We start from the raw sequence: 26,697 nt of genomic DNA, 5'->3' as shown, positions 1-26,697 counted from the left end.
AACCCCTGCTCAATATATAACCAAACCCGTAATATCAAGAGACAGAGTAGTTTGCCCCGATAAGTAAGATAGCAAGTTAGCGGTATTCAAAGTAATGACGTGTCATTAAAAGCGAGTTGATGACTCTACTTATTCTCATCAACTCTATGCAATGTAATGGCTATTATTTCAAATTAGCTCAGCGGTGCTAGCAACGAGCCTAAAATATCATCTGTTAAACTCAGCTTATTATCACTGACTTCTTCAGACAATAAAGCTTTAGCAAGTTCTGCTTTATTTTGCTGTATTTTTTGGATTTTCTCTTCTATTGAATTTTCTATAATATATTTATAAACAAAAACAGGTTTGTCTTGTCCAATTCGATACGCTCTGTCAGTTGCTTGATTCTCTACGGCAGGATTCCACCAAGGGTCAAAATGAATCACGGTATCGGCAGCGGTTAAGTTTAAGCCAACACCACCAGCACGTAAGCTAATCAAAAATACCGGCACTTCACCTTCTTGGAATTTGTCTACCACGGCCTGTCTGTTGGTCGTTGAACCAGTTAGTTTAACAAAATCAATACCTTCTGCCACCAATTCATCTTCTATTAAAGCAAGCATACTGGTGAACTGAGAAAAAATTAATATTTTGCGACCTTCAGCAATTTGCTCAGGTAGCGTTTCCATTAAGTAGTCAAGCTTGGCTGATTGGTTTACTTTTTTAGCGCCTTCAAGCGATAATAATTTAGGGTGATTACAAACCTGTCTTAGTTTTAATAATGCATCCAATACTTCTATCTGACTGCGCTTTAAGCCTTTGTCAGCAATGATATCTTTTAAACGACTGTCCATCGCTAAACGCACTGATTCATAAAGCTCAGCTTGCTGACCTTCAATACGCAATTTTTGAATGATTTCAGTCTTTGGCGGCAACTCAGTGGCTATTTTATCTTTCGTTCTGCGTAAAATAAATGGCTTGATGCGTTGGTTTAATAACTGCTTACGCTCTTGCTCACCATGCTTCTCTATCGGTGTTCTAAAGAGTTTAGTAAATTGTCTTTGGCCACCAAGAAAGCCCGGTAATAAGAAATTAAATTGTGCCCAAAACTCACCTAAATGATTCTCCATCGGTGTACCGGTCAAGCATAATTTATGTTGCGCTTTGAGGGTCAAAAAGGCTTGGTATAATTTTGTTTTAGTGTTCTTTATATAGTGAGCTTCATCGAGCACTAGATAATAAAATTTTTGCTGGCTATAAAGCGCTAAATCTTTAGTAATCAATGCATAGCTGGTGATGATAATATCAACTTGATTCTCAAGTCCTTCAAAACAATCAAAATGCTGCTGGCGTTTACTGCCGTGTAAAACGCGATAAGAAAGTTGTGGGGTAAATTTCTCTATTTCATTTGCCCAGTTAAAAATAACACTGGTTGGTGCCACAATGAGCACGGGCTTAGTAAGGCGGCCTTGTTGTTTTTCAATTAATAGGTGCGCTAAGGTTTGAATCGTTTTACCTAAACCCATATCGTCAGCCAGAATACCATTTAATTGATATTCGCGTAAGAACTGCAACCAGTTTAGCCCTTGATGCTGATATGTTCTTAAGGTCGCATTCAATCCTTCTGGCACAGGAACCGTGGTCACTTGTTGGAAGTCTCTGAGTTTGTCAGCTAAGCTTCTTAACTTACTGGTACCCGTGGCTATCATTCCTTGGTCATCTAACATTGATAATGTTTGATGTCCTTGAAAACGTGATAGCTCCATAGTGCCATTTTTATTTAAAGCATTGGGCATAAACAGCTCAATAAACTGTTTCAATATCGGTTGTACGCTTTGATAACGCAAGGCAACGAAGTCACCATTATCTAAGTCAACGTAAATAGGTGAATCAGGCGAAATAAGTTTTTCTTTTTCGCGGTCAACTAACGCCGATTTAGGGAGTTGTTCAATCGCGCCAAGCAAAATAGGAAATGCCGGCATTTTTTTACCATCAATGGTTAAGTTTAACCCTAATGAGAAAAAGTCATGGTCATCGGTTTGAATAACTTCAGCATCAAAAACACTGTCGGTAGCGAGCGCCTTATAATAAAAATCATCGGTAAAAGTTATATGCCAGCCTAAATTTTTAAGTGGTTGCACTTCTTGATGCAAAAAATGATGCCAAAGGTAGCGCCCTTGCATTAGCATCGAAAATTTAGGCGTTTTATCTTTATTTAAATAGTCTTCATTGGTGAAAGTATAACGCTTAGCTTTGGGCTGAACGGTAAATTTTAACGTCGTCAACTTATCGATAACCGCTTGTTCAAACGTTAAATCTCGATACAGTTTTATTTTTTTATCAGTTTCAGTTTCGTTATCATTTTCACTTGAGTTTTTGGGGGTAACCGTAACACTCTCATTATGTGGGTTGACTAAATTTCCTTGGTAGGAAAAGTTAACCTTTACAAAACCTGATTGTGGATCTGCTTCACGGGGGGTTGAAAAGTGCAAATGTACTTCTGGTTTGGTCAACTCTTGTGAGTATTCTGTTTTGGGTTTAGGCAAACGCTGCACAGCATCACCTAACGACATGGATAACTTATTCATGACCCAAGGTAATTTGTCTTCTTCGAAGATAGGTGAATTGAGTAAGTCTGCCTCAAAATTACATTGTGTATTGGTATTAATTTTCCCAAAGCAATTATTCTTTTCATCATAATAACAAAGTGGCTGTGCTTTGATGATAAGAATATTGGTCGAGGGTTCCATGAAAACAAGTTTTAAGGTGTGTAACTTGTTATCAAGGGCTAACCACTGCCACTGGGCTTCTATGGGATCACCCAAAGTGATCGCTTCATTTAAGTCGTAACTTGTTTGCCAAAAACAGCGATTAGTTTTGATAATACGTTCGAATAAATCAAAATACTTGATGTTATCGCCATATTGATTAGTACGGATCAGTTCGGTAAGTACAGCAACATCATCGTTATTAGCATAAGCACTATTTATTAACGAGCTGGCAGAAAACTCGCTGCCAAGTGAACTACTCCATCCACCACTATTTTTTGGGCGAGCTGATTTTATACCTAAAGTGAAATAGTCATCTTCGTTATAACTGTTAGGCTTTAAAAAGTACAATAGCGACTTTTGTTGGCTATTGGGCTGATATCTACTGGGCTGCGCTTGAAAGCGACTAAGCCATTTATCAATAACCTTTTCAGAAGTCGCAATACTGTTTTGGTCAAAATGTTCGTGAATAAAACACTGCGCTAACGCTGCACCATGCTTACAATCTCGACCAATATAACAATCGCAATAACTGGCAATACCATCATTCTTAATATTTAGCACTAAACGAGTCAAATAAGTGCTTTGGCGAGAGCGTTCACTGTAAACGACACCACGAATTATTTCACCATCAAGGGCGCAGGTTTTAATGCCATTCGCCTGAAAAATACGCGTTCCTTTTTTCCATTCATTTTTGGCAAAGTGTTTTTCAAGTAATTCAGGTGTAAAAGTGTTTGTAGCCATAAGTTTTTAATTATTAAGAATTCAAATAGGTTGTGAATGGATAAATTAGTTTGATATCACTTCTCAATAGAATAAAAATATCAAGAGGATGATAAATATACATTAATTCAACAGCACTTTCAGGACTTACTGCTAATCGTTAATCATTTATTATATCATCTCAATAGTATCACTGAGAATTAAAACCTTCAATTTGTCTTAATACTTGTAATTAAAGGGTAATATTTTTAATGGAAGCTCATCTTAAGCGCCAAGCTTCAATTTAAACACAGGTATCATTTTTTTTAAGGACTATTGAATAGCTAATTATTTGTAATAAAATGGCAAAATCGATAAGTGTTGGTTTTAACTTATGTCGTTAACGATTGTTTGTGGGAGTTAAGTAGCCGCATTGAAATATGATCGATGGCGACATTAAGTAAAGCGGTACAGATGATAAGAATTAATGCACTACTGTAGCGTATTTCACTGAAATTACTGTCGATATAAAAACCTAATGTCATAATACCTAAAATACCAAACACGGCAGTTTCACGGACGATAATCTCGAATCGATAAAACAATAAAGCCATCATATTGGGATAAATGCTTGGCATTATGTAGTAGTTAAACTTATTTAACGTGCTTATCTGCATCAGGGGGGGCGCTATGGCGTTACTTTGTCGAACCGTTAAGTAGGCGATAACACTACCATTATGTATGGCTAGGGCAAGAATAGCAGGTAACATCGACGGGCCAAGTAATATTAAAAAAATAAACGCTAATATGTATTCAGGTACTGAACGACCAATAAGTAAAATGAACTGACCAAAATACGCAAGTGGGGCAGGCCATAGATGCTTACTTGCAATGGCATGGGCATTTAAGCTAACAAAGTGGCTAGCCGCTAATGCTAATAAGGCTAAAGTTAGGGTCGATATCGCCCCGGGGAAAGCCTGTAGCGTGACAATATCGCTAAACCAAGTATAAAGTAATGACCATTGCACGTCGGTAAAACTTAAGGTGTTTACTAACGCAGGAGGAATAATATCTTGGCTAATAAAGCGTATCAGTAAACTGCTATCTAGCGTAGGAATTTCTACCAATGTTATACAAGCAATAATAAGATAAACCCCTAATAACTTAGGAGGGCACCAATAACGAATCGTGCCAATAAGCGCAATAAATATCATCAGTAATGCAGCGCCTTCGCTATAGTTTCCTTGTTTAAAAGCGGTTTCTAAATAATAGCCCAGCGTTGGCATACCAATAAATCCTAGTACAGCGCTACTGCGCAGCGCACATTCAAAACGGTAGCGTGTGTAGGTGATAAGTTGCGGTAAAACTTGAGCTATTTTTCCATAGGTATAGCGGCTAATAATATCTGCTCTGCTGTCAATACTCTCTAATGGATTGTCTGACGATTGATTGATTATATCGTGAAATACCCGAGCAAAAGTGGCGGCAAAGGGAATAGTGATCGCTAAAATGCCTGTTATTGGAGAAAGACCAAAAACTTGTAAAAATAACAGCGCCCAAAAGATCTCATGAATTGCGCGTAAAAAAGCGCAGCAGCCAGATACTAAAGGGTGCGGGTAGATGAGTGCGAGAGGAGCGCCGAGCAGCAGTCCTAAAGATACACCAATAATGGCAAAGTTAAGGGTTTGAATTATCGCTTGAAACAGGTATTCAGTGGCGAAAAAGTCAGCGTGAATAAAACCTTGAGCCATAAGCGACAACTCAAGTAAAGGGTCGAAAGTAACAATTTCTATATCAGCAAAAGGAATAATAACTAAGGCGATAAACCCTATTGATAAGGTGACTTTTTGCCAATATCCTAATGGGTAAACTGTATTTTGTCGCAACGCCATAAAATAAACCTACGCGACTGCGTCAGTTTGATAAAGTTTGCTGATCTGCTGTTGGTTAATTGACTGTTTTTTGCTGTCGAGTACCAACCGACCTTTATCTAAGGCGATAACACGATCGAAAGCGTTCATTGCCAAGGTACGGTCGTGTACAACCATAATGACAGTTTTGTGGCGAGCTAATATTATTTCAAGTATTCTTGACGCCATTAATGGGTCAAGTGCTGAAAAAGGTTCATCGCCAAGAAATATATCTTGCTGCTGATATAAAGCTCTTGCTAATGCGACTCGTTGTCTTTGCCCACCTGAAAGTTTATCTACTGACTTGTCTAAGGGCTCATCTAGTTCTAACTGCTGACAAAGTAGGCCAATATCGTGTAAGTCTTGTTTAAAAGGTCTTATTAAGTTAATAAGATTAAATAACCAGTGGTGGCGAGCTAAAGCACCCATAAATATATTGTGGAAGATGCTTAAGTTATCGACTAAGCCTTGGCGCTGAGAACAAAGCGCTGCGCTGGTTTGTAAACACTGATAAAAATGGTGCAGTAGCGAGGTTTTTCCTGCACCAGAGGGACCAATAATCGCAACTTTTTCACCTTTATTTATCGTCAGACTTAGATCAAAGATGACTTGAGCAGCCCCTTTACGCTTACCTGTATTACTGCTGGTTGTTTTATGATGATAAAGGTTTAGGTTGTCGAGGGTTATCATTAATCGATAAGTCCTATCTTTTTAGCCACTGTTAATACTGGCTCAAAATCTTTATTTTCAGCATTAACAAAAGAAGAACGTGGAAAGCTACTAAGTAGCTCTGGGTTATTCATATTGAGAAGTGCCGCCTGCACTTTATTCGCAAAGCCTTTGCCAAATTCCGCATCAACATTGGCGCGTATCGTCCATTGGTAATCAGGGTAGGTAGGGGTTTCCCAAATAACACTGACTTTATTGGTGTCTATTTTTCCTGCGCTAAGTGCACTTTCCCATACTTTATAATTAACAGCACCAACTTGGTAAGCGCCCGCTTGAACTTGAGCAATAGTGCGGCTATGGTCACCAGAAAAACCAACACGTTTAAACGCTTGTTGTGGCTTTTTAGCTAAATGTTGTTCAATAAAATATTGTGGCATTAATCGACCTGATGTTGAGCCTTTTGAGCCGAAGGTGAAGGTTTTATCATTTATATCAGGGAAATTGTCGTTCATCGTTAACCCCGTACTGTGGTGAGCGATAAAATAGCTCTTAAAAAACTGATCTTCATAGCCTTGAGCAATCGCTTGTGATCCAGGTACTAAAAGTCGGGCTTGTACGCCAGATAAACCACCGAACCAAGCGAGTTGAACTTGGTTGTTTCTAAAGGCTGTTACGGCGGCAGAGTATGACTTTACCGGTACGTATTTTACCTTGACGCCAAGTTTCTTTTCTAAATACAAGGCTACTTTTTCGAAACGAGTTCTTAATTGAGATTCGTCTTCATCAGGGATCGCGGTAAAAGTAAAGGTTTTGGCGATAGCGTTGACACTTACTAAGGTGCTTAGTATTAACGTTAATGATGTGATTAAAGTGGTCAGTATTTTCATGGTATCTCTAGTTATTTTTAACCCAATAGTAACGTCAATATGATGATAATCGATGTTATATTGATGCAGGAAAATTATGGAAGTTTGATGGCGTATTATTACTTAAAAAATAATGATTCACACGCTTTTGCGCAATTTAATCGATACTGTGCATAAAATACCGTTTAGCCATATTTATTATTTAAAATATCTAGCTGTTTCTGTTTATTTGAAAATCAATACACACATCAGTAATACTGAAATCATAATTAAATCCTACCTTTTTACGCTCCTCAGCTAAATCTTAAACATTTACTATTAGCGGCGTTTTAACAACCGTGTTTATTTACTCGGTTTTTTTTCGATATTAACTTGATTGTTAACAAGACGATGCCTCCAGTGAGGGGTTAATATTATTAAAATAGGGGTTTCCCCTGATGGTCATACCAGTATCAAGACTCTACATTGGTAACAACACGTTTACTTTTAGATGTGTACCAAAAACAATAATTAAGTGCTCTATCCTAGAGTAACTTGAGAAACTTAATACTATGTGGAGCCAAAAATGAAAAAGAAATTAATAAGCTTAATGATTTCATCTTGTATTGCACTGCCAGCTATTGCTGCAGAAGACAACGCACTTAGCAATATTATCGTTAGCCTAGATGCTAATCAAATCGCCAGTGTTGCAGACTTTATCGACGATTACGCTATAGCAAGTAAATATACTTACAGCCATGTTTTTACTGGTTTTTCTGCGACGGTTCCGTCAAAAGTACTTGCCCAGCTAAGTCAAGATCAACGTGTTTTGAGTGTTTCAAAAGATGGCAGAGTTCACGCAACAAAAAGTACTTCAAATCAAGTGGCAGCCTGCAGTTTCTTATTTGGTTGCCAGACTAGCCAGCAAGAAACTCCTTGGGGAATTAGTCGCATAGGGGCAAATACCGATGAAAACACCGGTCAGGGGGTTCATGTTTATGTTATTGATACGGGTATAGATTCTGATCATCCAGATTTAGCTAGTAATGTCGCTAATGGTTATAGTGTTGAAATGTGTCTTGGTTTAGATTGTTCAAATAACTGGGATGATGATCAAGGCCATGGCACCCATGTTGCTGGCACCATTGGTGCATTAGATAATAACCTTGATGTTATTGGCGTAGCACCAGCCGTTACTTTACATGCCGTTAAAGTATTAAATGCTGCTGGCAGTGGCTCTAATTCTGGGGTTATTGCTGGTATTGATTGGGTAACACAGCAGGCTGAATCTTTAGGCGTAGCGGTTGTTGCTAACATGAGCTTGGGCGGTGATGGCTCTAAAACAGGTACCTGTACCAATGACGGTTTTATTGGTAATGATAACTTTCATCGCGCTATCTGTAATGCGAAAAATCAAGGGGTTATTTTTGCTGTGGCGGCAGGAAATGACAGCGCAGATGCTTATGGTTCAACGCCAGCAGCTTATGACGATGCGGTGATAACCGTTAGTGCAACCGATATAAATGATGATTGGGCTGGCTTTTCTAACTGGGGCAATGGCTCAGCTAGCTGGACTAGTCATCAATCTGCGCCAGTAGCTATTGCAGCCCCTGGAGCTAATATTTTATCGACTAAAAGTGGCGGTGGCACAACAACGATGAGCGGCACATCAATGGCCGCTCCACATGTTGCGGGTGTTTTAGCGCTTTACTTGGAGTCTATATCACTAAACCCTGATGGCAGCGCTTTTGGCGCAGCAAGAGATTGGTTACTTTACAACAGTGAGTCTAATGCTAATTTAACTAATACAACGGGTCAGCCTCACCAAGAAGATTTTCTTAACGCCGAAATATCTAAATAAAGAAGTAAAGAGTTATTAGTAAAATTTAACTATCTTGTCAGGGTGTTCCCTTAACTTGAATTTAATTCAAGTTAAGGGCTTTCTACTAGGGTTAGTCAATTTTATTAACTTACTGGGGCAAAAATAGGCTAAAATATACTTACTTATTTTAGCCTTGAGCCCTTTATCTTAATGACCTCTATTTCAACCCCAGCCCAGTTTACAGAACTTGGTCTTATTCCCCCCCTATTAGCTCGATTAACTGAGCTCAAATATTTGCAGCCGACGCCTATTCAGGCACAAGCTATTCCAAGTGTTTTAGCAGGACGTGACTTAATTGCAGGGGCAAATACCGGTTCAGGTAAAACAGCCACCTTTGCATTACCACTTTTGCAGCACATTTTTTTACAACTGTCTACTGATACAGCCTCAAATAGCAAGAGTAACAAGGGGAATTATGTTACTGGGCTTATCTTAGTACCTACGCGTGAACTTGCTAAACAAGTAGCAGAGAGCATTAAATCTTATGCCGTGCATTTCAATGGTGCGATAAAAACGGTTGCTGTTTTTGGTGGTGTATCTGTGAATACACAAATGTTGGCATTACGAGGTGGCGCCGATATTCTGGTGGCAACCCCGGGTCGATTACTCGATTTAATTTCAAGTAATGCCATTAAGCTTGATTTGGTTAAGACCTTAGTCCTTGATGAAGCCGATAGGATGTTAAGCTTAGGTTTTACCGAAGAGTTATCTGCACTGTTAGCCTTATTACCGAAGAAAAAACAAATATTATTATTTTCAGCAACCTTTCCCGAACAAGTAAAAGCGTTAACCCAAGAATTACTTAACAACCCGATCGAGATACAAGTTCAAAGTGCTGATGCAAGTACGCTAGTCCAGCGTGTCTTTAGCGTTAATAAAGGCGAAAAAACCGCAGTGTTAGCACATTTAATTGCAGAAAATGAATGGCGACAAGCGCTCATCTTTGTTAATGCTAAACACCACTGTGAGCATTTAGCTGAAAAACTTGCTAAACGTGGTATTACCGCGGCAGTGTTTCATGGTGATAAAGGTCAAGGCGAACGAAGTAGGGTGCTTGATGGTTTTAAAGCTGGCGAGATTGACGTGCTCATTGCCACAGATATAGCCGCTCGCGGACTAGACATTGAAAAACTGCCGGTGGTTATTAATTTCAATTTACCGAGAAGTCCATCAGACTACATGCATCGTATTGGTCGAAGTGGCCGTGCTGGTGAAGTAGGTTTAGCTTTATCATTGATTGACCATGAAGACTTTCATCACTTTAGTATCATCGAAAAGAAAAATAAAATTCGTCTTGAACGTGAGCAAGTCAAAGGTTTTGAAGCCGATGAAGTCAGTAATTATTCAATTACGGCTGCAGAGAAACCCATGGCAAAGCCTGAAGGCACAGGAAAGAAAAAGCGTAAAAAGAAAGGGGCGGTGAATACCATAAACGCTGATATTTGGGCCGGTTATAGCGACACACAATAACAGTGATTAAACTAAGCGGCTGAATGTATATTCAGCCTAATGAGCTAATGTCTTACTTAGTAAATAAAAACATCAGTCATTTATTGGCTTGGTGTTTTTTTATGGTGTTTTAGCAAGATTTAGCCCAATAGAATAAGTGCTAATGCACTTTTATTGACGGTCAATAATCGCTAAATTATAAAGTGTCACCTTTGATCTTCTATACCCTTTTTGACTTCCTGTTATTAATCTCACCCTATGTTACTATCTTAGTATTAAATGGAATTAAGTTAATTTAACGAACTATCTTAATGCAGTTTTTACTTGAATAAAATTTAACCTTCTTTTTAAGTATAATAGGATCATATGTTCAATGTTAAGCGCTTCTGCCTGCTAAAGGCGATCAAGGTTTCGTTCAAAAAATATCGGTATCTTTGCGCTTTTGTTATGCTGTTATTATTTTCAAATGATACTTTTTCAAAGAGTGATTTTAGCGCTATTTTTGAAAGACATAGCGCAGTTATGTTAATCATTGAACCTAAAACTGGTAATATTCTTCAGGCTAATTCAGCCGCTCAACACTTCTATGGGTTCGCAGAAAAAAAACTTGAGTCACTAACTATTCAAGATATTAACCTGTTGAGTGCAGAGCAAGTCGCTTCAGAAAGAGCCTTAGCTAAATCAGAAGATAGAAATTATTTTATTTTTAGACATAAAACCAGTAATGGTGACATCAAAACCGTGTCGTCACATTCTATTCCGATAACTTATAATAATAAAGCTGTGCTCTTTTCCATTATCCAAGATGTGACATCAGAAAGGGAATATCAGCAGGCGCTTTGGCATTATCAAAGTAATTTAGAGAGCTTGGTCGACAAGCAAGTTAATGAAATCGATAAAACTAAAAAAAACTTAATACAACTATTAGTGATAGGTCTCTTGTTATTATCGACCTTGAGTCTGTTTTTACTTTTTATGTTAAAACGAAAAAATGAAGCTGAAGCTCAGCGTTCATTAATTGCTCAGATTGTAGAGCAAAGCCCGGTCTCAATTCAAACCACAGACCTTAATGGTATTATCACTTATGTTAATAAGGAATTTGTTAAAAGTTCTGGATTTCAAGCAACAGAAGTGATCGGTCAAAAAACAAATATTCTTAAATCTGGTTTTCATCAATCTCCGCTCTATGAGAATTTATGGGCAACAATAACATCAGGTAAACACTGGATCGGGGAGTTTTATAATCAGCGAAAAAATGGTGATAATTTTTGGGAGAAAGCCAATGTATATCCCCTCAAAGATGCTAAAAATAGAATCACCAGTTATGTAGGAATTAAAGAAGATATTACCCAAATTAAGCAAGATGAAAAACAGTTGAGACTCGCTTCAACGGTATTTAAAACCGCAACAGAGGCTGTTATGGTTATCGACATTGATAATAATATTGTTGCGGTTAATCAAGCGTTTATATTAATTACTGGCTATGAGGAAAAAGAAGTCTTAGGTAAAAACCCCACATTGTTAAGCTCTGGTCATCATGATACAGAATTTTATCAGCGCATGGCGGCAGATTTGGAAAGCTTGGGGCAGTGGCAAGGTGAAATCTGCAATCGACGTAAAAATGGTGAGGTGTTTTATGAATGGTTATCTGTTACTGCTTTGAGAGATGAGTTTGGGCAATTAGAGTCTTATGTTTCATTATTTAGTGATATTACTAAACGTAAAAAGGCCGAAGATAAAATTTATCGCCAAGCTAATTACGATTCATTGACCGGACTCGCCAATAGAAATCTGTTTGTCGACAGGTTTGAGCATACTTTGGAACTTGCCCAACGGGACAATAATAGAGTTGCGATATTTTTTATTGATTTAGATGGCTTTAAGAATGTTAATGATACCTTTGGCCACGCTAAGGGAGATATGCTGTTAAAATTAACCACAGAGCGTATCAAAGAGTCAGTGAGAAAGGCCGATACGGTCAGTCGTTTGAGTGGTGATGAATTTGCAATAATTTTGTCGGGTGACAATGATGTCTTTAGTTTTGAAAAAATTGCCAGCCAGATACTTGATAAAATAGCCAAACCATTTCATTTAATAGAAATAGAAGCTTATATTACCGCAAGCATAGGTATATCAATATTTCCAGATGATGGCAGTACCTATGAAGAGCTATTGAGTAAAGCTGATAGCGCTATGTATAAAGCCAAAGAAAAGGGTAAAAATAATGTGCAATTTTTTACCAAAGAAATGGACATTAAAGCCCAACAACGAAGGCACCTAGAAGTTGAATTACGCAAGGTTATTATCAACAATGAGTTGATTTTACATTATCAACCTATCCATCAAGTTAGTAGTAATAAAGTTGTTTCTGCCGAGGCCTTAGTTAGATGGCTACACCCAATAAAAGGCTTGGTTCCACCGGTTGATTTTATTGCATTAGCAGAAGATATTGGTTTTATTACTGAAATTGGAGATTGGGTCTTAGAAGAAGCTTGTAAACAAGCTAAATGCTGGCAAAGCCAATTTGACCTTGCGCCAAAGATATCAGTTAATATCTCGAGTGTGCAGTTTCAACGTCAGGATTTTATCAGCAAACTTGAAGCTATCTTAGAAAAAACACAACTTCCTCCAGATTCACTGATCCTTGAAATGACTGAAAGTTTATTAATTCAAGAAGATGATCAAACCCTAATTCAGTTATCAGCTATAAGAGCTATGGGTATAGAACTGTCGATTGATGACTTTGGTACCGGTTATTCGTCACTTAGCTACTTAAAGCGGTTTCCTATTAGCATATTAAAAATAGACCGCGCTTTTATTAAAGATATTTCCTTTAATGCTGAAGATGAAGCTTTGGCTTGCGCTATCTTGTCGATGGCAAAAAGTCTAGGTTTAAAAGTGGTTGCCGAAGGGGTTGAAGATCTTGCTCAGTGTCAATTATTAACTAAGCATCAATGCGATTATATTCAAGGATATTTTTTTAGTCGCCCACTTGAAGAACACGCCTTTATTGCGTATCTCAACGACAATGTTTAGCAATCAAGCGTGCAAGGTAATGGTAATAAAAACTTATCTTAGTTCGTAATGGTTAATTTTTATTAAAAACTATCACTCAAAGATAATCAGAGTTTAGGTTTTTGCCATAAAGTCTATTAACAAAATGTCTATCAATTTAGCTAGGCATAATTATAAAATAACTGATTACTAGGGAAAACCATGAACAATAAAAATTTACTTATTCTTATTCTTACTTTATCAGTAAGCGTTAATTCATTGGCCAATGAAGCCGTTTTTAGACCGGTTGAAGCACTATTTTCTGCGATGTCAGCAGCAGACCATCTTAAAATGAAAGCCGTGGTCACTGACGACTTTCAGTTGTTAGAAGCTGGCGAAGATTGGAGCTTAACCGACCTGATTAACGTTGTTAAACCCTCAGAGTATAAGCGAAGAAACTATTTTAGTGTCATTAAAACAAGGATTTATAGTGATGTTGCATGGGTGAGTTATTGGAATAAAGCAACTTTCAATAATGGCAAGGAAGAAAGTACTGTAGCTTGGTTAGAAAGTGCCGTCATGGTGAAAGTGGCGGGGCAATGGAAAATGCAAATGCTGCATTCAACGCGAATAAAAGCTGAGAGTATTCCTAAAGATATTTTATTGTCTGAATATGTTGATTAACCTGCGAACAACAGATTCAGATGTGACTAAGTATTGAAATTGAAAAATAATGACCTGCAGTCGCGACAAACTGTCTTTTCCTAAAAGCGCTAAAACAGTTTATAATAGCGTCGAAAAATTCGACTGGCAGCTGATCTTGAACATTCAAAGTGATCTCCTTAAACTTTATCCATTTTCTTTTGAATTAAAATAAGTCTTTATTTTAATTCCTTGATTAGTATTTTCGGAAAATTAAAAACCCTATGCTCAAGAAAAACCTACGTTGGTTAACTACATTTTTATCATTGTTTATTTTTATTGCGCTGGGTTCATCAATTAAACATCATTATAACAATAAACTGGTTTCAATGGATGAGAGGCTCACGGAAGTTTCGGGTATTGAATTTGATAAAAAAGGTAAACTTTGGGCAATAAATGATGGTGGTGATAAGCCGAATTTATACCGGGTTGAAGCCGATGGTAAAATAAGTAAAACAGTGTTGATCACTAATGCTAAAAATATTGATTGGGAAGATATGACCCAAGACGATTTCGGCCATTTCTTTTTAGGTGATTTTGGCAATAACGACAATAAGCGAAAATGGCTAACTATCTATAAAATAGAAAACCCCATTGATATTAAAGGGGATAGTACTAGCGCTGAGATAATTAAATTTATGTATCCAGAGCAAAATAGTTATCCGCCAAAAGAACATCAGAAAAAATATGATCTAGAAGCTTTTGTTTTTTACAAAAAGAAATTGTACTTGTTTACAAAGAACAGATCCGTGCCATTTGACGGCGAAACTAATTTGTACCGAATAGGGGCTTATGCGGCTAATCATCAGGCGACAAAACTCAGCTCTTTCACGACTTGTACGCATCATGAAAAACTCTGTTGGATAACTTCTGCGGCGTTAAGCCCCAATAAAAAGAAACTGGTGTTATTAGACTCACAAAGGTTGTGGCTATTTGAAAATTGGCAAGGTGATGACTTTTTTTCAGGCGATGCTTATGAAATTAATCTAGGGACTATTACCCAAAAAGAGTCAGTGACTTTTTTTGATGATAATACCGTTGTTTATACGGACGAAGAATTTATGGGTATTGGCAGAAATGCTTACTTAATTAAACTTGATAAACAAAGAAAAATTCCCGTTCACTCACTCCAGGAGTGAGCTATTTAAATATTGTTATCAATTTTTGCTGTTTTTTAATCATCGAGTCGCTAGGTAAATAACATTTACTGAAAATAGCGTCAATGAATGAGAAAATTAGATTGGTAAATGTCAGTTGAAATAGCGACAATGCTGTTTAGCTAAGTTTTATGTTTTAAGGAAAGGTAATGAATCCTATTATTCAGGCACTAAAAGAATTAAATGTCAGTGAAGAAAAAATTAAAGAACTTTTTCAAGTACTCACTGAAAATCCAATGATGGCGATGATGAATATTCAGGCATTGGGTTTACCACCGGAGAAGTTGCAATCGATTATGATGATGGTCATGTCTAGCCCAGAACTCATTAAAGAAGCGGTAGAAGAGCTAGGTTTAGATTTTGCTAAAGTTGAAGCGGCTAAAGCTAAACTTAAAGAAAATAAATAATAGTTTATTAACTGTTATTGATGGCTAAGCCCAATAAAAAAGCCCCTGAAAAGTCTGTTGATATTTATTGCAGTAAGTGTCGAGCACCTCTGTATAAATACAAAAAAGGCGGTAAAGGGGCATTAGTTAAATGTTTTAAAGCTCGGATAGTTAAAAATTTTACCATGACACCCTGTGTGTGCCCAAGCTGTGCCAGTGTCTTTGCTCGGGAGACGTTAATTCGGGGTACGCCAGCCTTTAAAATGATTGGTGGCAAAGTGACGTATAAATAAAAGTACTTAGCCGATAGATTGATTACAGCGATGGAGGTTGGGTAAATGAATGCAGATGACGTTTTAAATTTTTGGTTTAAAGAAATTGATCAATCACAGTGGTGGCTAAAAGACCTCGCGTTTGATCAGTGTATTATTAGCAAGTTTTCGGCTGTGCATCTGGCAGCAAATAGTGGTGAGTTATTCAAATGGCGACTTACAGCTAAAGGGCGACTTGCTGAAATTATTATTCTAGATCAGTTCTCTAGAAATATGTATCGTGATACGCCAGTTGCTTTTGCCTGTGACCCTTTAGCTTTAGCGCTTGCTCAAGAAGCGATAGCCGTTGGCGCTGATCAAGAGTTAAATCATCTAGAAAGAAATTTTTTGTATATGCCGTTTATGCATAGTGAGTCATTAATGATACATGATATCGCTGTTAAGCTCTTTGTCGATAATGGCGTTGCTTCAAGTATTGATTTTGAAAATAAACATAAAATAATCATTGAAAAATTTGGCCGTTATCCGCATCGCAATAAAATCCTTAACAGGAAGTCTAGTCAAGAAGAACATGAGTTCTTAACACAAGCCAATTCATCTTTTTAAAAAGGAAGCATAGTCTACATGGATCCAATAATCGATTTTACGTCATATACCTTAGAAGAATTATACTCAGCAGCAGAACAAATCGACAGTGAGCAATACCCAGAACGAGCTGCAGAAATTAATAAGTTAATAGTTGAGAAAACAGTTGTTGAACCCGCACCCGCACCTGTAGCTGTAACAGTCGAGCAAACTGTCGCTGAACCGGCGATAGAACAAAATGTGAAAAGAGTGGGTGAAAAAGCAACACGTTTAGACCGTTTTTATGCGGCATTAATTGATGGTCTTATTGGTATATTTGCTGCTGTACCTATTTTTATCACTGTCGGTTTTGATAAATTAGCGGAACCCACTTTTTCTTTAACAGTGATGTTACTCGCTTATGGACTTATTGCTGGCCTTGTCTTACATGGTTACCTGCTTTACCATTATGGACAAACCATAGGTAAGAATTTCATGTCTATTCGAATTGAAAATTTAGATGACAGTAAGGCAAGTTTAACGACAATTTACGTTAAGCGGATGATACCGATGCAACTACTTTCTCTTGTTCCTTTTGGTGGTCAAATTATTTCAGGCCTGGTTAATCCACTCTTTATCTTTGGGAAAGAAAAGCGTTGTCTACATGATTATGTCGCAAAAACAAAAGTCTGTTATACCAACAACTAAACTTATTTAATGATAAAACCTGCATGTTTACTGACTTAGTCTGGTGATAAACATGCAGTCATTTTATAAGCATCGTTTTGGTATTATCTGCTCACCATTATCTTATAAGCCGTTATGATATTGGCTGTTCGTTGATTCAGGTACCATGATATTAAGTGTCTCAGGTACGTTAATATTACCGTTAAGTAATGCTTCAAATTGACTAATTAATAACGCTTTGTCTGGTGTTTCTTTATCACCTGAGCCAATGTTAGTCAGATCAATCATAAAGCCATCAAATAAATCACTTAGGTCTTCAATAATTTCAGTATTTAAAAACTGGTCTTGATTATAAATACTTGGATAGCCGGCTTTTTGTTTATCGATAGCAAACGAAACACCTTTCAAGTTAGTGATACTGGTTGATTTATCACACGACAGCATACAGCCGTTATCAATGCGTGGCTTTTCACAGCCAACACTTTGTTGGAAGAAACATTGTCGGCTGGCCATCAATAAAATAGGGTGGTAAATACTGTAGAAAAGTTTGAAGTTTTCCGGACGAGCAATATTTCTAATTTGTTGACGGTTTATTTCGTTAGAAATAAACGCACCTTTACAATCAAAACCTTCTTGCATTGCAAGTAAAGCGTAAGAGTTAGTCGTATTTAAGAAAGGCCCTGCTATCCACTGAATCCCCAAACGGTTCGCTTCATAAGCGATACCCGTGTTATTGGTTACAATCAGTTGTGGTTTTACTTGTTGTAAAATATTGACCGCGACGTCGTAATCTTTGCCAATTAATACTGAAGGAAACCAAGGGATCAAGCGAGGGTTTTCTTTAAGAAAACCGACATACTTAGTACAACCGCGTTTATATGCATCGGGTAATTTAAAGTAAATATCTGCCGAAGTTAATTTTGCTAATTCAACATCACTTTCATCACAAATAAGAATTGATAGCTCGGCTTTTGCATCACCAGTTGGGGTATGTTTAGGGTGATTGGCTAACTTAGGTAATTGAACCTCAGGTAACACAGCTTTAGAGTTATTCAACAAAAAGGCGGCTTCATTTTTTAATACCGTTAATTCTTTAAAAGGAATGCTTAAGCCATCTTCAAAGTCATCGGTTATTATTTCAATCAAATCGAAATGGGCATTGTTAAAGCTTTTAAAACGCTTTTCAAGGGTTTCTCTGTCAATACTCAGTTTGCCACTTTTTACTAAGTTGCTTTGTGACTTAAGCGCGTAACTTTTAACCTCAAGCCCTTTCTCGCTGTCTTTAGCATCAACAAAAGCTTGCTGTTGAGAAAGTTCTTTTGTCGTTACGGTCAAGGTAAGTGGTTGATCTAATGAACCTGAAATAGCCAGTGTTAGCGGTATCTTGCCAATGGTTAAATGTTTTATTTTATCGTCAACAGAGGCATTGATTAGCTGTTTTTCATCATTAAGTTTTTGTTCAACTTCTTGAATTTGTACAACTGATATCGCATTGCTTTTATCAACAGCATGGTATTTAGAGTTATCCCGTGGGTTTTCAATAAACATTGACTGATTTAAATCACCACGTAAAAAGGCGTTGGAGAAGTCGCGGTTAAAAACTTTATAAAGGCGTTCACCATCTTCGAGTAATTCACCTGTTTTAAGGAAACCATCAATTTGTTTACGAAAGCTATCAACAACAGTATGAACGTAGCTGGCACCTTTTATACGTCCTTCAATTTTAAAGGAATGCACACCCGCTTCGATAAGCGCAGGTAAATCAAAAAAAGCCGAGTTATCTTTTATATTTAACGGGAATTTATTACCGGTTGCTGTTGGTTCATATTCTTCACGACAAGCTTGGCTACAACGACCGCGATTTCCTGAATTGCCAACACTTGCTGATGTTGAATAACAAAGACCAGAGAAAGCAACACAGAGTGAACCATGTACAAAAACTTCTGTTAAGGTATCGTGCGCTTTACCCGCTGCTGCCATTGCGGTAATTTCACGTAAATCTAGCTCTCTTGATAAATTCACTCGTGATGCACCGAGTTTTTTCAAAAAAGGTATTTGACCAACGTTATGGGTGGTTAATTGCGTTGATGCGTGAATATCTAAGGTTGGAAAATGCTGGGTAAGCAGATAGAACATGCCAATATCTTGCACGATAACACCATCAAGTGTGGTGTTGGCAAGTTTAGTTAATAATTTAGCCAGTGAAGCAAATTCACGCTCTAAGATCACCACATTCAAGGTTAAAAATATTTCACATTGATACTGATGAGCTAAACGAATAACGCCAACAAGTTGATCAAAGGAGATATTAGTCGCACGATTACGGGCGTTAAAAGTATCTAGGCCACAGTAAACGGCATCGGCTCCAGCAATAATCGCTGCTTTAATTGCTTCGACATCACCGCCGGGTGCTAATAACTCTATTTTTTGATCCATGGGGTCACTTATTTTCACTTAAATTTAAAGGTGGCGATTTTACCGATATATTTCCTTAATGAATACCGTTAAAGTAACTTATTATTTTATATTTTCTATAAATAAACGCCCATGAAGCCAAACTCGTCGTTACCTGTACTCTATTCCTTAAGAAACTGTCCTTATGCAATGCGCGCAAGAATCGCAATATATTATGCAAAACAGACAGTTGCATTACGTGACCTGGTATTAACCGATAAACCCGATGAAATGATTGCGGTATCACCAAAAGGCACGGTCCCAGTTTTAGTCACCGAACTTGATACGGGAGAGCCGCGGGTGATTGAAGAAAGTCTGGAGGTTATGCTGTGGGCATTAGATAAAAGCGATCCCGATAATCTTCTGCATAGTGATACACCTGATTTATTACCAGAAATGTTATCGTTAATTTCAACATTTGATGATGAATTTAAACAATGTTTTGATAAATATCAGTGTGCAAAACGTTATCATGAAACTTCACTGGCCAGTGACAGAGCTGCGTGTGAAAAATACATAGCCGATTTAGAGCAACGTCTACAACTCACTGAATTTCTTATGTCAGACAAAAACAGTTTGGCCGATATCGCTTTATTGCCTTTTATTCGTAAGTTTTCAAAAGTCGAGCGGCAATGGTATTTACATTCACCGTATCCGAAACTTAGGGCATGGCTAAATAACTATTTACAAAGCCGGATGTTCAGTAAAGTGATGACCCAATACCCCTTATGGTTGGAAAATAAAGCGGTGATAACTTTTGGCGACGACCGTTAAAAAGTCATTATTCAGTTTGTTTAAGTTTTCTTAAGCTTTCCTTAAGGAAACTTAACTAAGATAGCGTCAATTATATTTCTTGATGGTATTTCAGTGAACATACTCAACGCACAACATCCTTATCTAACAGCAAGTTTGGTTATTAAAAGATTGCAATATTTTTTACTTTTGATGCTAACGTCTTTAGCATTACTGAGTCATGCCCAAGCGAATAATCTATCTGAAAGTTCAACTAAAATGCAATTAGATGCCCTAATAGCTCAACACCATGGTGATGTCATTTATGTAGATTTTTGGGCGTCTTGGTGCGGTCCTTGTCGTAAATCATTCCCGTGGATGAATAAAATGCAGAATGAGCATCAAGCACAAGGCTTTACTGTTATTAGCATCAATCTCGATACAGAACAAACATTAGCCGCTGAATTTTTACAAGAGAACCCAGCAAACTTTGCGGTAATTTATGATCCTAAAGGTGAGCTCGCGCGCTTTTTTAAAATTCGGGGATGCCCAGTAGTTTGATCATCAACAAGTTAGGTGAGATTAAATACGCACATAGTGGTTTTTTTACCAACAAAGTTTCACAATACGAACAAGAAATTCAACAGTTACTTGCTCTCTAACGAATAATCTAAAGAGAATAATGAGGTTTTCAATGAACAATAAATTTAAATATTCACTGGTTTTTGCTGCGGTAACTTTAGCATCAGGTTGCTCAAGTTTAGGTGTCGAACCTTGGGAACGTGATTTGTTAGCAAAAGAGCAGATGGCCTTAACATCTTCGCCAATTGATTCGGCACTTGATGATCATATTTATTTCAGCAAAGAAGCGTCAAGCGGCGGTAAAAGCTTCGGTGGAGGAGGTTGTGGATGCAATTAATTAACGAGAGTAAATCGAAAAAAACCATCAATAAAAAGAACCTCAAGGCTGCGTTAACTTTAGCAACTACCGCTTTGTTAGGCAGTGTTCAAGTTAGTGCTGCCCCAACATCAGTAGCAGCAGATAAAGATACTTGGTCTTTTGACTCCGCGTTTTTATATTATAGTGAGGCTGATCGTGTTTCAGCAGCAGAAGCTGTTTTTAATGCTAAAAAAACTTACAGCGACGATAGTATTTTAAACTTGAAGTTAACGGTTGATGCATTAACGGGGGCTTCTGCCAATGGTGCCGTTGCTCAGCCCGATGTTCAAACGTTTACCAGACCCTCGGGTAAAGGAGATTATCAAGTTAAAGCAGGTGAAACACCCCTTGATGACACTTTTCATGATACGCGTGTACAGCTGAATGCTCAGTGGACGCAAGCACTCGCGCCGAATTTTACAGGCAGTGTCGGTGGGCATCTTTCAAAAGAATATGATTACTTATCTTTAGGGGTAAATGGCAATATTGCTTATGACTTTAATAAGAAGAACTCGACTATCTCTTTCGGCTTAAGTCATTTTCAAGACACCTTTACACCAGAAGGGGGCTTACCTAAGCCTTTTGCTTCTATGGCGTTAGCTTATAATGACAGTGAAGATGAAAGTGCTCATGATACCACTAGAATGGGCAGTGATGATGATAAAACCACCTCGGATATTATGGTAGGTTTTACCCAAGTCATTAATAGACGTATGGTCACACAGTTTAATTATTCCTATTCGGTTGTTGATGGCTATTTAACGGACCCTTTTAAAGTCTTAAGTTTGTTAAATAACGAAGGTCTTGCACAAGACTATTTATATGAGAATCGCCCAAATGAGCGGACCAAACAAAGTGTTTTTGCACAAACAAAATATAATTTTGATGAAACTATTTTAGATGTGTCATATCGTTATATGTGGGATGACTGGGATATAAAGTCTCATACGGTAGATACTCGCTTTTATATTCCGTTAGGTAACGGTAGCTATTTAGAGCCACATTTACGTTTTTATCAACAAGGCGCAGCCCAATTTTATCAACCTTTCTTAATGGAAGATGATGCAACACCTGAGTTTGCCAGTGCCGATTACCGCATTGGTGAAATGACCGCTTATACGGTTGGTTTAAAATATGGTATGAAGTTAGCAGATGGTAATGATTTGTCTTTTAGACTTGAATATTATCGCCAAGACCCAAAAAGTGCCGGACATAAAGTGCCTAGTGCTTTAGCTAACATAGATATATATGAAAGCATTGATGCAATAATTGCGCAGGTTAGCTATTCGTTCTAAAGTGTAGTAATAATCTAAATAATACAAGCCCTTATTTAATTACATAAATAGGGGCTTTATCTTTTTATCAAGGTGACAATTGAATAAACTTAGAGAAATAAAACTGGCTAAGCGCTCAGACGGATTCTGTATTCAATTTGATGCTATGGCCAGTCCGTGTGAGGTGATTATTGAAACCTCTGATCCCGCGCTTGCCAAACAGCTTGGTGAACAAGTTAGTACAGAAGTTTGGCGCATCGAAGACAAGTATAGCCGTTACAACTCCGATAGCCTTTGTAGCCAGATAAATCAAAGTCAGGGTAAGCCCATCGCTATTGACGATGAGACTTTTGCTTTATTAAACTTTGCCGATACTTGTTACCAACTTAGCGATGGGATATTTGATATAACCTCAGGCGTGCTAAGAAAAGTCTGGTGTTTTGATTGCTCTGACAATATTCCTACTTCGCTGGCGGTTAAAAAGGCCATGGAGAATGTTGGTTGGCATAAAATAAAATACGATAATCGCCAAGTGACTTTACCGATAAATATGGAAATTGATTTCGGTGGTATTGGTAAAGAGTATGCGGTTGATCGCGCCATAGTCTTAATAAATTTATTAACACAACAACCAGTATTGGTGAATTTAGGTGGCGATTTAGCGACAAATTCATCAAGAAAAAATGGTCAACCTTGGCAAGTTGGAGTAGAGCACCCTGGCTTTGTCGACAAAAAAACCATAGTCGTCTCATTATTTAAAGGTGCACTGGCAACGAGTGGCGATGCAAAGCGCTTTTTAGAGAAAAACGGTCAACGTTACAGCCATATTCTAAATGCTAAAACGGGTTGGCCAATTGAGCATGCACCGCGGTCAATGACTGTTTCAGCACCACAATGCATTCAAGCGGGTATATTGGCAACGTTAGCTCAAATGCAGGGCAAAAATGCAGAACAGTTTTTAACCGAACAAGACATCAAGCACTGGGCTATTCGTTAGTTATTTCAAATACGCTGATTAATAACAGAATTTATCATAAGTTAAATCGCAAATAGTACGAATTAACGATAAGCTAAGCTTTCGTTAATTCTTTTTGTGCAGGTTTTACTGATGACACCTTGGTCTTTTAATTTATTAGCTTGTTTATTTTTTTGTTTTATAAATGTCAACGATGCTGTTGCTGCACAATTGGTGGTGCCTGATGTTTATAAATTGATAAAAGTTAATGGTGAAAAGGCAAGTAGTGATTTCTTTAGCCGAAATACTGTCGTTGATATAAAGCGCGGTGAAAATATTTTAATCGTGCAATATAGCGAGCTTTTTGAAAATTATGATGACGACGACCACGTAACGATAAAGTCTGCTCCCCAAGTTATTTTATTTACTTTAAAAGAAACCGTCCACCAGAAGTACATTATGGTCACGCCCGTTATATCTGACAGCCTTAACGCACGTGAATTTTCCCAATCCCCGACAATTGAAATAAAGTCTCTTAATGAAAACTCAGTTCAACAAGATGCTATATTTGTGCTTAATCAAAGTTTAACTGAATTTGAAGCGGGTTTAGCCTTTAAAAAAATAGCTGAGCATCAAAAGCAGCTGGCTAAAACGCCTGAAAATAACAAACAAAATAGCGATATTAACAAATCAGACGATGCTTTAAATAAATTAAAGTTTTGGTGGCATAAAGCAAATAAAGAACAACAAAAACGATTTGTTGAATCTATTCAACAGAAGTAAAATAGTTAATGTACCTTTTTACAAACAACTCACTATTGGGGGTAAGATGAAATACCTACTCGTTATTATGAGCAGTTTATTTTCATTATCTATCACAGCAGAGCAATACACGACTCAGGGTATTGAAGTCATTGGTAAAGGGTCGGTTAGTGCAAAGCCTGACAAGTTTACTTTTACGGTGACGGTTAGCCAACGCGGCAATGTTGCCAGCAAAGCTAAAGCCTTGGTTGACCACAAAAGCCAGTTAGTGACCCAGATGTATTTATCAATGGGCATTGCTGAGTCTGCTATTGAATCCGCTCGATTAGAATTAATTCCCCGCTATGAAATACCGGCTGATGTGCCAGCGATAATCGTTCATCAGAGGTTGCCTAATCAAGGAGAGTTCGAAAAAGGCAACACGAAAGCGGTTATTAATAGTCATCAATTAGCAGATAACTCAGCGGCTCAGCAAGAAAAAGTTTACTTTGAAGTCTCTCGTACCATAAAAGTGACTTTTACCGACTTTACGCGCTATGACCAATTACTCGATAATGTTGTAAAAATTGGTGTTAATCGAATTTCTGCTTTGCAAACTTCAATAATAAACAATGAAGCTTTGTATCAACAAGCGCTGATCAATGCCTTAATAAATGCGCATCAAAAAGCCATCACTATTGCCAAGCAAATGGGCGTTACCTTAGGTAAAATCTCAAATTTGACTGAGTCTGCTTATCACACACCAAACACTTATGGTGTGGCAGGTAGAAGTAACGGCGGTTTTAATTCACAAGTAGCAGAAAATAATGTTGTTGCTCAAGTGAATGTTACTTTTGCTATAAAAACCGAGAAATAAAGCGGCAGTTAAGCTAATTTGCAGCAATATAAGTTAAAAGTGCATAAAATCTGTAATAATTGCTTTAACTTCGCGGGTTATCGGGTTATGTTATGCGTTTTTTGACCATCACTTATCTTTGATAAACATAAGAATACCGGTATTTATGAATAAAAATGATTTATATCAAGAACTTTACCAACAAGTTGATGCCTTAATCAGCGATGAACCTGATATTATTGCTAACATGGCAAATATCAGCGCCTTACTTTTTGAGCACTTGTCACAAGTAAACTGGGTTGGATTTTATCGTTTAATTGATAATGAACTAGTTTTAGGGCCTTTTCAGGGTAAAGTGGCTTGTATTCGTATTCCTGTTGGCACAGGGGTCTGTGGCACAGCAGTTAGCCAAAGCACCACACAGCGTATTGCCGATGTTCATTCTTTTGATGGTCACATTGCTTGCGATGCAAGTAGTAATTCAGAAATTGTTATTCCGGTAAAAGTCGGTGACAATATTATTGCTGTCCTTGATATAGATAGCACAGCCTATGATCATTTTGATGAAATTGATCAACAAGGTTTGGAAGCAATAATTAATTTATTTGAAAATATGATCATCAAGCATGGCGTGTTAAACTAATGAAAGAAATTATCGTTATTCATGATTATCTCGTTAGCGAAAGTATTGTCGGTGACTGGGATGGCCAAGAAGAATTCGTTGCCGAACGAATAAATGAAATTTATCATCTGATTTATGATTTAGCCGAAGAAGATATTGAACCAGAGATATTAGCGCAATTATTATCTTTGGTTTGGGACACTTGGATTTGCCAAGAATCACTACCTGACATAGATAGTGAAGATATTTATGACTGGTGCCAACATTTGTTGGATAACCGTGAACAGTACCTTCAAGATTTAACCTCTTAGATTTAAGAATTTTTAAAAAGTTGTATTTATGGACACTAAAATAGTAAACGAAGTGAGCAAAACAGAAATGAGTAATACTGAAACTGAAGTAACTACTGACGTTGCAGTTGATACTGACGTTGCACAACAAACACCAGTAGCAGCAGAGCAAGAAACTGAAGTTAAACGGTTAAGCACAAAAGAAATTATTGCTTATTTAGCGGATAAATTTCCAAAGTGTTTCTCGGTTGATGGTCCAGCTAAAGCGCTTAAAATCGGCATCTTTCAAGATTTGTCTGTAAATTTAGCGGAAGATGGCACTGTAAGTAAAACTCGCTTACGCCAAGCATTAAGACATTACACTAGCAGCTGGCGTTATTTGAAAGCGGTTAAGTTGGGTAACTTTCGTGTTGATATCGATGGCAATGACTCTGCTGAGATAGATCAAGAGCAAGCTGACTATGCCAGTAAGACACTAAAAGAAAGCCAAGACAAATTTGGTAACAAAAACAAACACGACAAAGCAAGCAAAAAGCCTTATAAAGGATCTAAGCTTAATAAGTCAGACAATCCTACTGAAGCAAAACCGTCTGCTCACAACCTAGAAGCAAAGCAAGAAAAACAAGCTAAGTTTAAGTCGGTAAAATCAACTAAATCGACGCATACTAAAGCAGAAGTTAAACTTGTTCCTGTTGAAGACAGCGCAGTCGTTGTTGGTAAAAGCGTTAAAGTTAAATTAGGCAACTCGCCTATGAACGCTGTTATCACTGAAGTTGCTGGTAAAGATGTGAGTGTACAATTAAATTCAGGAATGGTTGTTAAGACACAAATTAAAAATATATTTACTGAATAAATTGGAGTGTTTTG

The 26,697-nt window shown here is 37.5% G+C and carries 24 protein-coding genes; 19 read left to right on the top strand and 5 right to left on the bottom strand.

The features are described from left to right. Positions 1 to 173 precede the first annotated feature (173 nt). The 4 genes from H4J57_RS02805 to H4J57_RS02790 form a co-directional block, all read right to left on the bottom strand. Entirely contained in the window at positions 174 to 3,491 is a 3,318-nt protein-coding gene (locus H4J57_RS02805; protein WP_182214179.1) for a DEAD/DEAH box helicase, read from the bottom strand. A 350-nt stretch (positions 3,492 to 3,841) separates the two neighbouring features. Next, positions 3,842 to 5,341: an ABC transporter permease gene (locus tag H4J57_RS02800; RefSeq protein WP_182241891.1), complete on the bottom strand. Its 1,500-nt coding sequence runs from the start codon at positions 5,339 to 5,341 to the stop codon at positions 3,842 to 3,844. A gap of 9 nt (positions 5,342 to 5,350) precedes the next feature. Then, positions 5,351 to 6,049 (bottom strand): ATP-binding cassette domain-containing protein, encoded by a 699-nt coding sequence (locus H4J57_RS02795; protein WP_182241890.1) that lies wholly within the window; start codon positions 6,047 to 6,049, stop codon positions 5,351 to 5,353. Beyond that, complete coding sequence (locus H4J57_RS02790; RefSeq protein ID WP_182241889.1) at positions 6,049 to 6,915, bottom strand: putative selenate ABC transporter substrate-binding protein; 867 nt, start codon at positions 6,913 to 6,915, stop codon at positions 6,049 to 6,051. The genes H4J57_RS02795 and H4J57_RS02790 overlap by 1 nt, the downstream gene beginning before the upstream one ends. A gap of 544 nt (positions 6,916 to 7,459) precedes the next feature. On the opposite strand from H4J57_RS02790, the gene H4J57_RS02785 reads away from it, so the two are divergent. The 9 genes from H4J57_RS02785 (at position 7,460) to H4J57_RS02745 (ending at position 16,987) form a co-directional block, all read left to right on the top strand. Further along, positions 7,460 to 8,734, top strand: coding sequence for a S8 family serine peptidase (locus H4J57_RS02785; protein ID WP_182214186.1), 1,275 nt, complete (start codon positions 7,460 to 7,462; stop codon positions 8,732 to 8,734). A 171-nt stretch (positions 8,735 to 8,905) separates the two neighbouring features. Further along, positions 8,906 to 10,225, top strand: a complete 1,320-nt coding sequence (locus tag H4J57_RS02780) for a DEAD/DEAH box helicase (RefSeq protein ID WP_182241888.1) — start codon at positions 8,906 to 8,908, stop codon at positions 10,223 to 10,225. Between the two features lie 345 nt (positions 10,226 to 10,570). Further along, the gene (locus H4J57_RS02775) at positions 10,571 to 13,240 is read left to right on the top strand and encodes an EAL domain-containing protein (RefSeq protein WP_310733696.1); all 2,670 of its coding nucleotides are present in this window, start codon (positions 10,571 to 10,573) and stop codon (positions 13,238 to 13,240) included. Between the two features lie 180 nt (positions 13,241 to 13,420). Next, on the top strand, positions 13,421 to 13,882 hold the full coding sequence (locus H4J57_RS02770; protein WP_182241886.1) for a nuclear transport factor 2 family protein: 462 nt from the start codon (positions 13,421 to 13,423) through the stop codon (positions 13,880 to 13,882). A 242-nt stretch (positions 13,883 to 14,124) separates the two neighbouring features. Continuing rightward, positions 14,125 to 15,039, top strand: coding sequence for a hypothetical protein (locus H4J57_RS02765; protein WP_182214193.1), 915 nt, complete (start codon positions 14,125 to 14,127; stop codon positions 15,037 to 15,039). 167 nt (positions 15,040 to 15,206) lie between these two features. Continuing rightward, on the top strand, positions 15,207 to 15,464 hold the full coding sequence (locus H4J57_RS02760; protein WP_182241885.1) for a DUF2999 family protein: 258 nt from the start codon (positions 15,207 to 15,209) through the stop codon (positions 15,462 to 15,464). Between the two features lie 20 nt (positions 15,465 to 15,484). Next, entirely contained in the window at positions 15,485 to 15,736 is a 252-nt protein-coding gene (locus H4J57_RS02755) for a hypothetical protein (protein WP_182241884.1), read from the top strand. 45 nt (positions 15,737 to 15,781) lie between these two features. After that, positions 15,782 to 16,321, top strand: a complete 540-nt coding sequence (locus H4J57_RS02750; RefSeq protein WP_182241883.1) for a DUF924 family protein — start codon at positions 15,782 to 15,784, stop codon at positions 16,319 to 16,321. An 18-nt stretch (positions 16,322 to 16,339) separates the two neighbouring features. Beyond that, the gene (locus tag H4J57_RS02745) at positions 16,340 to 16,987 is read left to right on the top strand and encodes an RDD family protein (protein WP_182241882.1); all 648 of its coding nucleotides are present in this window, start codon (positions 16,340 to 16,342) and stop codon (positions 16,985 to 16,987) included. Positions 16,988 to 17,089: 102 nt separating this feature from the next. On the opposite strand, the gene H4J57_RS02740 is transcribed toward H4J57_RS02745, so the two are convergent. Then, a complete protein-coding gene (locus H4J57_RS02740) occupies positions 17,090 to 19,402 on the bottom strand; it encodes a peptidase U32 family protein (protein WP_182241881.1) in 2,313 nt (770 codons plus the stop codon). Between the two features lie 111 nt (positions 19,403 to 19,513). Between H4J57_RS02740 and H4J57_RS02735 the strand changes: the two genes are divergently transcribed. The 10 genes from H4J57_RS02735 to proQ all read left to right on the top strand — a co-directional run bounded on the left by H4J57_RS02735 (position 19,514) and on the right by proQ (position 26,683). After that, positions 19,514 to 20,194, top strand: coding sequence for a glutathione S-transferase (locus tag H4J57_RS02735; protein WP_182221712.1), 681 nt, complete (start codon positions 19,514 to 19,516; stop codon positions 20,192 to 20,194). Positions 20,195 to 20,287: 93 nt separating this feature from the next. Then, positions 20,288 to 20,713 (top strand): TlpA disulfide reductase family protein, encoded by a 426-nt coding sequence (locus H4J57_RS19925; protein ID WP_310733695.1) that lies wholly within the window; start codon positions 20,288 to 20,290, stop codon positions 20,711 to 20,713. Between the two features lie 133 nt (positions 20,714 to 20,846). After that, positions 20,847 to 21,071, top strand: coding sequence for a DUF4266 domain-containing protein (locus H4J57_RS02725; protein ID WP_070376578.1), 225 nt, complete (start codon positions 20,847 to 20,849; stop codon positions 21,069 to 21,071). After that, entirely contained in the window at positions 21,062 to 22,387 is a 1,326-nt protein-coding gene (locus H4J57_RS02720; RefSeq protein ID WP_182241880.1) for a DUF3570 domain-containing protein, read from the top strand. The genes H4J57_RS02725 and H4J57_RS02720 overlap by 10 nt, the downstream gene beginning before the upstream one ends. Before the next feature lie 79 nt (positions 22,388 to 22,466). Next, positions 22,467 to 23,363, top strand: a complete 897-nt coding sequence (locus H4J57_RS02715; protein ID WP_259366775.1) for an FAD:protein FMN transferase — start codon at positions 22,467 to 22,469, stop codon at positions 23,361 to 23,363. A gap of 111 nt (positions 23,364 to 23,474) precedes the next feature. Further along, on the top strand, positions 23,475 to 24,104 hold the full coding sequence (locus tag H4J57_RS02710; RefSeq protein WP_182241879.1) for a DUF2057 family protein: 630 nt from the start codon (positions 23,475 to 23,477) through the stop codon (positions 24,102 to 24,104). Between the two features lie 46 nt (positions 24,105 to 24,150). Further along, positions 24,151 to 24,939, top strand: a complete 789-nt coding sequence (locus H4J57_RS02705) for an SIMPL domain-containing protein (RefSeq protein ID WP_182241878.1) — start codon at positions 24,151 to 24,153, stop codon at positions 24,937 to 24,939. A gap of 145 nt (positions 24,940 to 25,084) precedes the next feature. Beyond that, positions 25,085 to 25,561: a GAF domain-containing protein gene (locus H4J57_RS02700; protein ID WP_070376583.1), complete on the top strand. Its 477-nt coding sequence runs from the start codon at positions 25,085 to 25,087 to the stop codon at positions 25,559 to 25,561. Next, entirely contained in the window at positions 25,561 to 25,851 is a 291-nt protein-coding gene (locus H4J57_RS02695; protein ID WP_070376584.1) for a hypothetical protein, read from the top strand. Before H4J57_RS02700 ends, H4J57_RS02695 begins: the two co-directional genes overlap by 1 nt. A gap of 28 nt (positions 25,852 to 25,879) precedes the next feature. Then, positions 25,880 to 26,683, top strand: a complete 804-nt coding sequence (proQ, locus tag H4J57_RS02690; protein WP_259366774.1) for an RNA chaperone ProQ — start codon at positions 25,880 to 25,882, stop codon at positions 26,681 to 26,683. Positions 26,684 to 26,697 lie beyond the last annotated feature (14 nt).

Source organism: Colwellia sp. BRX8-7 (genome assembly GCF_014077275.1).
Taxonomy (GTDB): Bacteria; Pseudomonadota; Gammaproteobacteria; order Enterobacterales; family Alteromonadaceae; genus Colwellia_A.
This window is presented reverse-complemented; position numbering and strand designations above follow the sequence as displayed.